The 13,497-nt window shown below is 62.2% G+C and carries 10 protein-coding genes; all 10 read right to left on the bottom strand.

Going from position 1 to position 13,497, the window contains the following annotated elements:
• Positions 1–8: 8 nt before the first annotated feature.
• On the bottom strand, positions 9–4,985 hold the full coding sequence (locus IPM73_03835) for a hypothetical protein (GenBank protein MBK8917198.1): 4,977 nt from the start codon (positions 4,983–4,985) through the stop codon (positions 9–11).
• Between the two features lie 33 nt (positions 4,986–5,018).
• Positions 5,019–5,648: a hypothetical protein gene (locus tag IPM73_03830; GenBank protein MBK8917197.1), complete on the bottom strand. Its 630-nt coding sequence runs from the start codon at positions 5,646–5,648 to the stop codon at positions 5,019–5,021.
• Between the two features lie 2 nt (positions 5,649–5,650).
• Positions 5,651–6,604, bottom strand: coding sequence for a PilW family protein (locus IPM73_03825; protein ID MBK8917196.1), 954 nt, complete (start codon positions 6,602–6,604; stop codon positions 5,651–5,653).
• Between the two features lies 1 nt (position 6,605).
• A complete protein-coding gene (gene pilV, locus IPM73_03820) occupies positions 6,606–7,175 on the bottom strand; it encodes a type IV pilus modification protein PilV (GenBank protein MBK8917195.1) in 570 nt (189 codons plus the stop codon).
• A 10-nt stretch (positions 7,176–7,185) separates the two neighbouring features.
• Positions 7,186–7,722, bottom strand: a complete 537-nt coding sequence (locus IPM73_03815) for a GspH/FimT family pseudopilin (GenBank protein ID MBK8917194.1) — start codon at positions 7,720–7,722, stop codon at positions 7,186–7,188.
• A 146-nt stretch (positions 7,723–7,868) separates the two neighbouring features.
• Complete coding sequence (gene ispH / locus IPM73_03810; protein ID MBK8917193.1) at positions 7,869–8,789, bottom strand: 4-hydroxy-3-methylbut-2-enyl diphosphate reductase; 921 nt, start codon at positions 8,787–8,789, stop codon at positions 7,869–7,871.
• On the bottom strand, positions 8,789–9,229 hold the full coding sequence (locus IPM73_03805; protein ID MBK8917192.1) for an FKBP-type peptidyl-prolyl cis-trans isomerase: 441 nt from the start codon (positions 9,227–9,229) through the stop codon (positions 8,789–8,791). The genes ispH and IPM73_03805 overlap by 1 nt, the downstream gene beginning before the upstream one ends.
• A gap of 4 nt (positions 9,230–9,233) precedes the next feature.
• Positions 9,234–9,716 carry a lipoprotein signal peptidase gene (locus tag IPM73_03800; protein MBK8917191.1) on the bottom strand — a complete coding sequence of 161 codons (483 nt, stop codon included), beginning with the start codon at positions 9,714–9,716 and terminating at the stop codon, positions 9,234–9,236.
• Positions 9,709–12,507 (bottom strand): isoleucine--tRNA ligase, encoded by a 2,799-nt coding sequence (gene ileS, locus IPM73_03795; GenBank protein MBK8917190.1) that lies wholly within the window; start codon positions 12,505–12,507, stop codon positions 9,709–9,711. Before ileS ends, IPM73_03800 begins: the two co-directional genes overlap by 8 nt.
• A 9-nt stretch (positions 12,508–12,516) precedes the next feature.
• The gene (locus tag IPM73_03790) at positions 12,517–13,437 is read right to left on the bottom strand and encodes a bifunctional riboflavin kinase/FAD synthetase (protein MBK8917189.1); all 921 of its coding nucleotides are present in this window, start codon (positions 13,435–13,437) and stop codon (positions 12,517–12,519) included.
• Positions 13,438–13,497: the final 60 nt, after the last annotated feature.

The following is a 13,497-nucleotide window of genomic DNA, read 5'->3' as shown; positions in this document are numbered from 1 at the left end:
TTGAGCCTTTAGTGTTCGATCTGCTTCCACTGAATTCGGCCGATATTAGCGCTCTTCGTTTGGAATACACAGTTGACAACACTACCCGACGGATTACAGACCAACACGTACTTGCCGCCCCTGACGAGATTGGAAACAAAGCCGAACCCTGAGACATAGCCGTGGCTGGCACAGCCGTCGCCCACGCAATAGGTTCCCGGAGGCGGCGCGGCCGGGAGACCCGCCACCGGAGGAACGAGGTCCGCGGGCGGCCGTGCATTGAATGAGGTTCCGAGTTCGGAACCTCCCCCGGCCAGGGTTCTTCCCCCCAGAACGACACGCACCGCCGCCGATCCGCTTCCCAAGAAACCCGCCGGCAAATTGATGTAATTGCTCTCGTGCCCGCTCAGAATAAACACTGGAGAGGTCGGCGTACCACCCGTCCGATAGGACAGATGGTGCTCGACGCCGGTCGTACTGGCAGTGCAAGGATCTGCAGAAGTCGGCGTCAGCGTCGTGAACACGATATTGCTCCCCTGGAGCCTGGGAATGGACGATCGCGTCCGCTCACCCGTCCCGGGGAGGTCGAATACCCAGCCCAGCTGCACATCGGTTCCGTCCGGGAAGGCAATATCGGAGGGGCAAAGGGGTTCGGACAGATTGCTGTCGGCGGCGCTTTCCGTATAGTTGGGCTGGCACGCTGAATAAACGGGCGAGCATCCCGTCGAACCATAGGCACACGAGGTCACGACCGTATCGTCGATCGCGCCATCGAGATCCGCATCTTCCAGAGAAACCGCGAGATTGGCCACGACCTTCTGGCGCTGGAGCAGACTGCGGCTGGACACCCGCGTGGCGCCATCCATCTTGTCCCAGATGCCGTAGAACGATTGCGCGTCGTTTGCCAGGGGATCCTCGATATCCACCCAGGAGCCCGTTCCAAACAGGACGAAATAGCCGCCATTGGGATGAGACAGGAGTTCCAGCCCGGTCGTGATCTGCTGCGCCGCGCCCCCGGCGTCGGTGGCCGTAAAGAGCGGCAGCGGGGAAGCCACGGTGCCAAACGCCACTTTCCAATTGCTGGGATCGTCGTCGCTCAGATCAAATTTCCACAGATTTCCCGATCGATCACCACCGTAGATGTAATCCGTCGTGCCGTCGAAGTCGGGATTGAGTCCGGCAATGAACGCCAGTCCGTTGGCGGGACTGAGGGGCAAGGTGGGCGCCGTTCCTTCACTGGGCGACTTGACGGTAATCTTGAAGTAGTTGGTCCCAAGCACCCACGGATTACCGGCTCCCGGTCCCTCGACCTTGAGGATGAACAGGTGGGCGCGTCCATTGCCTGCCGCTCCGTCGGCATAGCTGTTGTTGTAACCACTGCCGAAAATGACGTACCAGTTCCCGTCGTTCAGCTTGCGCACCAGAGGTCGTCCAAAGGTGAAGCCGAGGTCCGCATCGTCGCCGTCATTGAATTCCCACAGCACATTGGAAGCCGTGAAATTACTGGTATTCGGGTCGCCGGCATTGATCGGGTTGGTAACATCCAGCGCATAGATTCCCTGACCACCGGCATTGAGGCCGCCCACCAGCAGCGTTTTCCAGGACGCCGTCGCCCCGCCGAAATAAGCGTCCACCGCAACCGGAGAACCATCGACAAAGAATTTGTGGGAGTAGGACGGCGCGGTGAGCTGGCTCAGATTGCGGTACACGGCCGCCGGAACGTAAGCGAAAACCTCGGTGCCACTTGACACCTTAGCCACGGGAAGGCCGCCGGACTCGGAAGTTACCTTGAAATCCGCGTCGTAGCCGTGCAGCATCCCGTCGTTGCCCCCCACGTACAACGCGGGCACCCGATTCGCGTGACTCAAGGCAAATTCACGATACCCGGGATCCGAATAGCCCGCTGCGGGTGGCCCCACGAAAAGAGGGTTGGAGTTCACCACATCGCCGAGCAGCTTGATCTCGACGGCCGACTGATCCGGATTCTGAAAACTCCTCGAGCGCCAGCCGTGCCCCGAGGCATTGGGGGTCGTCGTACCCGCCAAAGTCGCCTCCTTGGATTGATCCCCGCGCAGGTAGGCCACCCGATCGGCACCGCGACCATCCGATATGCCAAACTCGTTGGCGTCCAGAAAGGCCTGTTGTGCCGAGGAGAAATTGGTCGTGAAACTCGCAGGATCAAACGCGACGCCGGTCCGAGTGGCATCGTTGAAGGTGAAAATGTGGCGGGAACCGTGGGCCGGCAGTTTTGCGGAAGCTTTCCAGGCCGGAACTGCGCTCACTTCGCCCGTCTGGCTCACCGGAAGCGCCTGAACTTCGCCGGTCCAGTCTCCCGAGACGAAAAAGGCCTGGTAGAGATACGCCCCGGTACCGGTATCCAGGTTGCCCGAGGACTGCGCCAGCGCCGCCTCATCACCGATTTCGCGGATGATTTCCTCGATCGCGTTCCTGACCGAACTGATCATCGACAAAGGATCCCCCGCCCGGAGAAGATTTTTCGGCCAGGTGACCGCCCCGCCCCCCGCGTTGTACCCGGGCGGAGCACGCGAGGCGCAGGCTCCGGCGGGCAAGCTATTGCTCGAAGACCAGACCGGATTCCCGGCCGTCCAGTTGCCCGCCGTGCCGTAGGAATCGGGATTGCCATACTTGGCCGCCAGCCAGAACTGGGATTGATAGCCGCAGTCCCTGTACTCTTCGACATCCACGATCAGGGTCTGCACCGTCTGCTTCTCGGCGTGGTCCGTCGTCCCGGGGCGAATATCGCTGCGCGCCGCCCAGCCGGCCAGTCCAGCCATGCCGAAACCCGCAGAATTCCCGGCACCGGTATAAGTGGTGGCGATATTCCCCATGCCTTCGGTTGTCCCGACCAAGTTCATCTCGCTCGTCACATTGACCCCGCTGTCCCCCGATAAGCTTCCCAGGTCGGCCGTGTGGGCGTTGGCATTGCTGTCGGTGTAGGCATTGCAGACCGAGTTGTTGGCCGCGCCATGGGTGCCACCAGGGAGCCGTTTGTCGCACCAGGTATGGGTGTCCCCCATCATGAGGATGTAGTTTTTCTGGCAGGAGTACTGAATCGGATCGTCCCATTGCGTAATCACCGGGAAGCCATCAGCGTTGGCCGTGCGAGCACCCTGGTAGTAGCGTGTGGTCGGCGAAATGTGACGGAAGTAATTCAGAGTTTCGTAATAGAGTTTCCCCACGACGTCATACGTCTTGTAGGTGTGCGAGGCGCTGCCGAACTTATTGATATAATTGATGACCCCAGAATTACTCACGGTTCCGATATAGGAATTGTTGGTCGCCGCATCGCTGGCGTCCGGGTGAGTCACCAGGGTTCCATCAGCCGCCGAGAACTCGGCGAGCGGGTTGGCCGTGAGGCCGCTGGCCGCCGAAAACTGCTGCGGTCCGATGTACTTCATCTTTGACCGGAGGACCGCGTTATCGACGTCGTTGGCCTGAAAATAGGAAGTCACGCCAAAGCGCACCTTGTCCGAACTGTCCTGCAGGGCCCCGGTAGGCTTCAGGGAACTGCCATACCGCTTGCAATTGCTCTCGGGAAACGCGGCATCGCAAACCTTGACACGTACATTGAAGGTCTGAGCGGCCCCGAAGACCACGCTGTAGGCGGATGTGTAATAGTGCGGCGAAGCGCTTGGCCCGCCGGTATACGACGAGACGTAGCTCTGCGTACCCGTATTGGGAACGTTATAGGTCAGGCGATAACGGCTGGCGTAATACTTGCTGGCCACCTGCACCAGACTGCCGGTCGAGTGCGAATTGCTGACATGGACTTGCGTACCATCGTAGCCGAAACTCGTACAAACATAAGGATTGGAGGAAGTTCCGGTCCCGGAATAGGCCGAGCAGCTTGCCGTTCCCGTCGTCGCACTCAGTGGGCAGGTGGTCACCACCGGCGTCCCGCTGGCCACGGTACAGGTGAGACGTCCCGTCGAACTGGGGTCGATGGATGGCGAGAGGGTCGTGCCAGTGAACGTGGCCACGACGTAGGTGCCATTGGGGTAGAAGGTCTCGCCCCCCGAAAATGACGTGAAGGCACCGCAGCGGAACGGATCGCCCGCGGTTCCGGTACCCAGCCAGTTGCTACAGGTCGCCGTACTGCCGGTATTGAGTGTAAGGGAACAATCGAACAAGCCCGTCAGGGAGAGTGTCGGGTTCGCACAGGTCACGCTATTGGTATTGGACAGTCCGACAACCGCCGCAGGCGTCTGCGGGGTGATGACCGAAGGACTGCCCCCGGCGAATCCGGAAAAGGCAGTACACCTATAGGGACTTGCCAAGGTGCCGGACCCGGTCCAGGCCGTGCAGTTCCCTGTATCGACCGCCCCCCTTACAGTGAAGGTGCAGTTGATGGGTGGAGAACCGGCCCCATCCGACGGGCTCAGACAGTCGACGGTCGCCGTGGACCCTGCGGCGGCCGCCTGCATCTGGATGCCGCGCCCCTGATTCTGGATCGTGATGCTTGCGCCAGTCCCGAAGGGCATCGTCGTACCGGGGCCGTCGGTAAAGGTCTTGTCCGGAAAATTGGCCGTACCGCCCTGACCCGACTGGTAGGTACGCTCGAGGACGGTGAGGGTGGCCGTATCCGACGAGCGATTGCCTCCGGTCATGGCGAAGCGGAATTCGTCCAGACCGGTCATGGTCGCCCAGTTGAGGAAATTCCCGCTCCAATAACCGAAAAGCCCCCCCGAACAGCGACGATTGGTCGACACACCCTGAGGGACAAACCATCCATTCCCGCTGTCGTAGTCGTAGCACTTGTCCATGTCGAAATAACCCAGATACTTGCTATTGGCGGAGTAACTCGAGGCATCCTGATACGCGGCGGTATTCGCCGTCGGGAATTCGACCGAAAGCGCCAGCATGACGTTGGGCGGCACGGCGACGCGGGTGCTCAGGGGAATGTCTGCCACGGTGCCCGCGACGGCCAGCGTTCCGGACAAGACGGAAAAAACCAGGGAAAGCGCCAGTTTTGTCAGGGAATTCATGACCTGCCTCCAATATCAACCATCATCCGTTGCTCATAAGTTGGCATGTTTCGTCACCACGTATACTTCCTGGAGAACCACACTCGTCGTCGATAGGCGCCCGCGCGCCATCGCCGTAATGCGGAAAGCCCGACTAGAGTTGCCATTGGCATCTTGCGGGCCTTTGATGTTGGTAACCAACTCGATCATGTAGCGGGGCTGGGAGGTCAGCCCGGGGAGCGCGGGCGTCTGGGTCACGGATCCCAGCATGACGCTCCGCGACCCGATGTCGCTGGTGGCAAAGAAATCTAGTTTATGTACCGGAAGCCCCGTGTATCCGACCGGGAAATCACACAGCCCTTTGAGGGAAATCGTCAGGTTGTTGTCGTCATTCCCATCTCCATCGCTATCAATGGCACCAGTGCCGCCATCGCACTCCGCGTGAAACCACTCCAGGGGCGGGGGCGCGTAGGGATAGTGCCAGCTCCCTTCAACGAATAGCTCACCATCCCGCAGGGCGGCCTCGGCCGCGGCGAATGCCGTATCCTGATCGCGGAAGTTCCGCGCCATCCGTTCCTCGGAGGTCGTCGTCCCCGAAAGTCCTACCGCGACAATCGAAAGAACCACCATGAAGATGAGGGCTGCCACCAGGGCAAACCCTCGCTGGGTCGTTTGCAGGGCCATGATCAATTGCAGTAGTTGATGTTACGCAAGTTCACGTCGGTGGAGAGCAGCAGCCTCTTGCGTCCATCGTTGGGCACATCGCTTCCCGCCGAAGGAAACAGGGCGCTATCGTCGGTATTGGTCGCCGCCACGCCGCTATATCCAGCGCCAAAATGCACGAGCGGTCCGCCCCCCACGGTCGCCCCGTCATTGGAGACGGCGTTGGCGGAGCGCACGAGAATGGACACCTTGACACTGAATACCTTGTCGGGGCTGGCAGACCCAAGCAGATGCCAGGGAACGTAGCGATTGACGATGCCATCCACATCCGTGTCGGTATCCTCGCCATAGAGGAACTGCATCCCCTCCACGCCCGCCACCAGGGGAAGCGTCGCCGGCGCGGTCCCGCGGGCCGGATTGGGATTGCTGGTATGGCAGTAAAGCGTCGGCTCGTTGTTGTTGGCCGGGTCCACCGCGAGGTAAAGGGTGTCCTCGACCAGAACGTTCTCGAGGACGTTATAGCCATGGCAATCGTGGACGGGCGAGGTACTGGTCGCATTTTCGCCATAGTAGCGAACACGAATGACGTCGTTATATCTTCCGACGGCGGGCGAGTAGATATTGGTGAGCGGCGCCAGCGTAGTCCAGTTGCTCGTATTCGCCGCCGGATTGAGGGTCGCCGGGTCGTTGAGGCCGACGAAGGCAGGGCGGGCCTCTTCTCCGGGACCGGGGACATTGCAGAATTCATTCGCCGTCGATCCCAGCTGCCATACGTTGCGGTGCCCGGCCTTGCGCAATTCGCGCGTGACCAGATCGAAAGCGAAGCGCGCACTTTCGTTGAGGCGCAGCACCTCGGTCTGGGCACGTTGCGTCCGCAGGCCGCCCACGTAAACCTGGCTGACCACCAGCAGGACGATCATCGCGATGATCATGGCGATCATCAACTCGACCAGGGAAAAACCCGAATGCTTTTTCATGCTAGATCGTCGCCCATGTGCACAGAAGCCCCCCGGTACCGACGGTCGGACTCGAGGCGTTGATACGCTGCTCATTCCAGCAGACCTTGACGACATAGTTGCCGCTATTGCTGCAATTCCACGAGGACACCGTCCCGGCCGCCGCCTGAGTCGGTACATTGGTATTGGGGTTGGCGTCCCGACAGACTGTCCCGTCCCCACCGGGCAGTACAGCTGCCAATTGCGCGCGCCACATGAGCACCGTGGTATTGACGTAATTGGCACGCACGCAGCCGCCCGCCTTCAGACAGTCCGCAGTAAGCGTCGCCGACGACGAGTAGGTATCGAACGAGTCGTTGCCCGTGCTAACCACCATGGCGAGGGGAGTGCCACGCACCTGATCCGCCATGGAATACGCCTGTTGGGAGGCAACCGTGCGATAGGCCGACGACGAGGAAAGCTTGAGGCTATTGACGATCATGCCGAGGGTTCCCAGCAGACCGAGCGCGAGGATAAGCACCGAAATCAACGCCTCGATCAGGGAAAAGCCAGCCTGGGATTTCGGGGGGCGCGATGCGCAGACAATGGACATGACGGACGCCTCAAGGACAATTCGAGATTCGGGTGACCGCGGGGCGCCCATTCATCTCGACTGCAATCTGCCGCCCCTGAGGATAGCCCGGAGGACAAAGCGTGAAATTCCCTGTCGAACCCAGGGGTTCAATTGCGCCATAGGGATTAAAACGGACGAGGAGAGTGCTATTAAAGCTCACGGGCGTCAGAACAGACTGACCGGTCAGGGCATTGCGGACTTGCAGCACTTCCTCGCCGGCATCCAGGACCTGATCATTGTCCGCATCCGCGAAAATGAGTCTCCCATTGGACCAATCGGTGGCGTTAGCAGAACAACTGGTTTGGTCGGCACTGGCGCAAACAACCACCCTTACCCCCCGCGCAGCCGCTTCGCTACGTGCATAAAGCAGGTCCGCCATCAAATCATTGGCCTGGGTGGTCATGCGAGAGCTGCGGACCAAATCTGCAAAGTTGGGGACTGCGATGGCCAGGACAATGCCCATCACCACTGTCACGGTGATCAGTTCTATAAAGGTGAAACCCCTCTGCCCACGCCTGTAAGCCATGCAGCCCATACGCTCCCCGTGACACTTTCCCGGACCTAGGTCGGCCCTCGACTCACAAATTGATAGCTGCACTCTACGCCGGCACAGTTGCCCGTTCCAGGCCCTGCGGACGAACGGCACGGCTTCGCGGATCAGTGGATACCTCGTCAGCCCAAACCCCGGGGCATTGGAAAACTGACGGTTTCGGGCTTACCTTCCAGATCGGCCACCTGTTCGACTCCGAGGGCACGCAGGCGAGCCACGACACCGCCGACCAAGGTCTCCGGCGCAGAGGCCCCGGCGCTGAGCCCCACAACCCGCGCCCCATCCAGCCACTGCGGATCGATATCCTGCGGCCCATCCACCAAATGTGCCCTGCGCCCATGCTGAAGGGCCACTTCCCTTAGGCGCCGGGAATTGGAACTGTTTTGCGATCCAACCACAATGACCAGATCGGCGTCCCGAGAAAGGTGCTTAACGGCATCCTGGCGGTTTTGTGTCGCATAACAGATGTCATCTTTCTTGGGCCCCACGATTTCAGGAAATCGCTCGCGCAGGGCCCCTACGACCTGCGCGGCATCCTCGACCGACAGGGTAGTCTGGGTCACGTAGGCGAGGCACGCTACGTCGCTGACGTGCAGGCGCGCAACATCCTCGACCCGTTCCACGAGGTACATACCACCCCCCCCCTGGCCCATGGTCCCTTCGACTTCGGGATGCCCACGATGGCCGATCATGATGACCTCGCGGCCCTGGGCGCGCATCTTGGCAACTTCGACGTGGACTTTGGTGACCAGGGGACAGGTGGCGTCGAAGACCTTGAGGCCACGCTTTTCCGCTTCCTCACGCACGGCCTTGGAAACCCCGTGGGCGCTGAAGATGACCGTTGCGCCAGTAGGCACCTCGTCCAGTTCCTCCACGAACACAGCCCCCTTGGCGCGCAGATCGTCGCAGACAAACTTGTTGTGCACGACTTCATGGCGCACGTAGATGGGGGCGCCGAATTTCTCCAGGGCGCGTTCGACGATGGCGATGGCGCGTTCGACACCGGCGCAGAAGCCGCGGGGGTTGGCGAGGATGACCTGCATCACATGATTCCGATGATTTCCACCTCGAAGCGGATGGGCTTGCCCGCCATGGGGTGGTTGAAGTCGAAGAGTGCGGAGTCCGCGGCGAGTTCCCGCAGAAACCCGGCAAAGGTAGCGCCGTTGGGGGCGCCGAATTCGACGACAGAGTTCTCCTTGAGTTCCATGTCCGCAGGTAGCGCCGCGCGGGCGATGCGCTCGACGAGGCGCGGGTTATGCACGCCAAAGGCCTCTTCCGGCTCCAACTGGAAGACGAAGCGTTCGTGGGCGGGCAGGCCCACCAGGCAGGATTCCAGGTTTTCCGCCAACTGGCCGCTGCCCATTTGCAGCGTGGCGGGACTCATGTCGAAGGTGGAGAGGAACTCCTCGCCCTCGAGGGTGGTGATGCGGTAGTGCAGCGTCAGGTAGCTGTCGGAACGGACCGTCTTGGCGGCATCTGTCATGACTTTATTCCTTGGCAGCCTTGCCCTTGGCGAGGAAAAGCTGTTCCCAGACCAGGAGGACGGCGCCGATGGTGATGGCCGAATCGGCCACGTTGAAGGCAGGGAAATAGTGGCCGGCAGCGTGCCATTGCACGAAATCGACAACCGCCCCTAAGCGGATGCGGTCGACGACATTGCCCAGGGCGCCGCCCATGATGAGGGCCAGGGCCGTGGCCAGCAGGCGTTCGCCGGCATGACGGCGCAGCATGAGGGCGATCCAGGCGGAAACGCCAATGGCCAGGGCGGCGAAGAACCAGCGCTGCCAGCCCGGCTGGTCGGCGAGGAAGCTGAAGGCCGCCCCCGGGTTGTAGGTGAGCACCCAGTTCCAGAAGGGAGCGACGTAGATCGTCTCGCCGAAGTGCAGGTTGGCGAGAACCACCCATTTGCTGATCTGGTCGAGGACGATGACCGCCGCCGCCAGCCCGTACCAACGGGCCGATCTAGGCATGGGTACGGGCCTCGCCTTCGCCGTACAGGTTGCTGACGCAGCGGCCACAGAGGGTGGGATGCTCAGCGTTGGCACCGACATCCTGCCGCACGTGCCAGCAGCGTTCGCACTTCTGGTGGGGTGCTGGAGACACCACCACCGCCTCGGCATCGGCCTGGACTACGGTCACTTTGGAGGTAATGAGCACGAATTTGAGGTCATCGCCCAGGGCGGCCAGCAGGTTGTGCTTCTCGCCACCACAGCGAATTTCCACCTCGGCCTGCAGCGAGGAGCCGATCCTGCCGGCCTCCCGCTGTTCTTCCAGGGCCTTGGTGACTTCGCCGCGAACGGCACGCACCTGGCTCCACTTGGCCAGCAGATCGCCCTCCCCGGCCGGCTTGGGCAGGTCGTGCCAGAGGTGCAGCATGATCGAATCGTCGGCCTTGCCGCTGACGATGGCCCAGATTTCCTCGGCGGTGAAGGTGAGGATGGGCGCCATCAACCGTACGAAAGCCTGCAGGACGTGCCACAGGGCCGACTGGGCCGAGCGGCGGGCGACGGAGGCAGGCGCCGTGGTGTAGAGGCGGTCCTTGAGGATATCCAGGTAGAAACCGCCGAGATCCTCGGAGCAAAAGGTCTGCAGGGCCTGGACGACGCGGTGGAACTCGTAGCGATCAAAGGCGGCGGTGCAGTCGGCCTGCAGTTCCCGCGTCAGGGCCAGGGCGTAGCGGTCGATCTCGAGCCACTGCTCGACGGGCAGCATGTGCGCCGCCGGATCGAAGTCGGCGGTGTTGGCGAGCAGAAAGCGCAGGGTGTTGCGGATGCGGCGGTAGGCCTCCACCACGCGCTTCAAGATTTCGTCGGAAATGGACAGCTCGCCGGAATAGTCGGTGGAGGCCGTCCACAGGCGCAGGATTTCGGCGCCCATCTTGTCCGACACCTGCTGGGGGGCAATGACGTTGCCCTTGGACTTGGACATCTTGTGGCCCTTGCCATCCACCACAAAGCCGTGGGTGAGCAAGGCCTTGTAGGGCGCGCGGCCGTCAATGGCGCAGCCGGAAAGGAGCGAGGACTGGAACCAGCCGCGATGCTGGTCGGAACCTTCCAGGTAGAGGTCAGCAGGGTAAGCATGCTGGGCGGCATGGGAGCCGCGCATGACGTGCCAGTGGGTGGTGCCGGAATCGAACCAGACGTCCAGGGTGTCCTTCATCTTGACGTACCGGTCGGCATCAATCCCCAGCAGCCCGGCGGCGTCCAGGCTGAACCAGGCTTCGATACCGGCCTGCTCGACACGCTGGGCCACCTGCTCGATCAGCTCCGCCGTGCGCGGATGGGGCTGTCCCGTCTCCTTGTGCAGGAAAAAGGGAATCGGCACCCCCCAGTTGCGCTGGCGGGAAACACACCAGTCGGGACGGGTCTTCATCATGGCTTCCAGGCGGGCGCGGCCCCAGGCCGGGAAGAACTGGGTCTCGTCCACCGCCCGCTCGGCGATCCAGCGCAGAGTGGGCGCTTCGTCCGAGGACTTGTTTTCCATTCCGATAAACCACTGGGTGGTGGCGCGGAAGATGATGGGGGTCTTGTGGCGCCAGCAATGGGGGTAGCTGTGCTGGATCTTTTCGGCCTTGAGCAGGCGACCGAGAGCTTCCAGCTCCTGCAGGACCAGGGGATTGGCTTCCCACACCGACTTGCCGGCCAGTTCGCCGACCGAGAGAGCCGGCGTGTTGCCAAGGAACTTGCCGTCGTTGCCCACCGGGTTGTTCACCGGCAGCCCGTACTTCTTGCCGATGTTGTAGTCATCCACGCCGTGGGCGGGGGCGGTGTGCACCAGGCCGGTACCGGCATCCACCGTCACGTGGGTGCCGCAGATGATGGCCACGTCCCGGTTCTGGAAGGGATGGCGGAGGGCCACCTGGTCCAGCTTGTCGCCGCTGCAGGAGCCGACCACGGTTCCTTCCAGGCCGTAGCGCTTGAGACAGGCCGCGGCCAGCTCGCGGACCAGGATGAGGGCTCCCTTGGGGGTTTCGATGAGGTCGTAGGTCAGCTCGGGATGGACGCTCACCGCCTCGTTGGCGGGCAGGGTCCACGGCGTCGTGGTCCAGATGACGGCGAAGGCCGGGCCCCGCAGGTGGGTGAGACCGAAGACGTGGGCCACCTTGTCGGCATGGTTGTCATGGATGGGGAAGGCGACGTCGATGGCCGGCGAGGTCTTGTCCTCGTACTCCACCTCGGCTTCGGCCAGGGCGGAACCGCAGTCCAGGCACCAATTCACCGGTTTCAAGCCCTGGTAGAGATAACCTCGCTCCAGGATCTTGCCCAGGGCACGCATTTCGTCGGCCTCGGCCTTGAAGGCCATGGTCAGGTAGGGGTTGTCCCATTCGCCCAGCACGCCCAGGCGGATGAAGTCCTTCTTCTGGCGTTCCACCTGCTCGGCCGCGTAGGCGCGGGAAAGCTCGCGCACGCGGTCGGCAGGAATGGCCTTGCCGTGCTGCTTTTCGATCTGGTGCTCGATGGGCAGGCCGTGGCAGTCCCAACCCGGCACGTAGGGGGCGTCGAAGCCGGCCAGGGTGCGGGAGCGGACGATGATGTCCTTCAAAATCTTGTTCACCGCGTGGCCGATGTGGATGTCGCCATTGGCGTAGGGAGGGCCATCGTGGAGCACGAAGCGCGGGCGGCCGGCGCAGGCCGCGCGAATCTTCTGGTAGAGCTGCTTCTCCTGCCATTCCTTGACCCACAGCGGCTCGCGCCTGGGCAGGTCGCCCCGCATCGGGAAGGGAGTGTCGGGAAGATTGAGGGTGTCCTTGTAATCAGCCATTTTGCGTGCTCACAGCTTGAAGTAGGCCCGGGCAGCGGCGGCATCGGCCGCGATCTGCGCCTGGAGGGCGTCGAAATTGGGAAAACGTTGCTCGTCCCGCAACTTATGGACGAAGCGCACCGAAAGGTGGGCGCCGTAGATGTCGCTGTCGAAGTCGAAGAGATGGATTTCCAGCAGGGGCCGGGTGCCGCCCAGGGTCGGACGGATGCCAAGGTTGGCGACGCCGGGCAGGGGCCGCTCCCCCAGGCCGCCCACCTCGACGCAGAAAACGCCGGTCATGGGCAGCGGATTGTGCTTGATGCGGATATTGGCGGTGCGAAAACCGAGCTGCCGCCCCACCTTGTCGCCGTGGACGACCTTGCCATCGATGATGTACGGGCGGCCGACAAGGCGCGCGGCCCGCTCCATGTCGCCGCCCGCCAGGGCTTCCCGCACTGCGGAACTGGAAACCCGCTCGCCATCCACGGTGACCGACCCCATGGCCTCCACCACGAAACCGCGCTTGCGACCCGCCTGTTCCAGGAGGGTGAAATCGCCCCGCCGGCGGCGGCCGAAGCGAAAGTCGTCACCGACCACCACATGCCGGACGCGCAGGACCCCAAGCAGGACCTGGTCGATGAAATCCTCGGCCTCCAGAGCAGCGAAGCGCGCATCGAAACGGCACAGCATCGCTTGCTGGGCGCCGCATTCGGCCAATAGCTCAAGTTTTTCGCGCAAGGTGGTGAGGCGGGCAGGTGCGGATTCCGGGCTGAAGAATTCCCGCGGATGCGGTTCGAAAGTCAGGACTGTAGGCGTCAATCCGCTGTCGCGACCCACGGCACCCAAACGCGCCACCAGGGCGGCGTGGCCCCGGTGGACGCCGTCAAAATTGCCCACTGCAAGCACCGTAGGCGCCGGCACCGGCGTTGAGAATCCGCGAAAAACGCGCATGCCAGACCCAAAAAAAGCCTGAATTATAACGTTTTCGAGCCCCGCGGCCGGGGCGCCACA

Source organism: Betaproteobacteria bacterium (assembly GCA_016720065.1).
Taxonomy (GTDB): Bacteria; Pseudomonadota; Gammaproteobacteria; order Burkholderiales; family Rhodocyclaceae; genus SSSZ01.
This window is presented reverse-complemented; position numbering and strand designations above follow the sequence as displayed.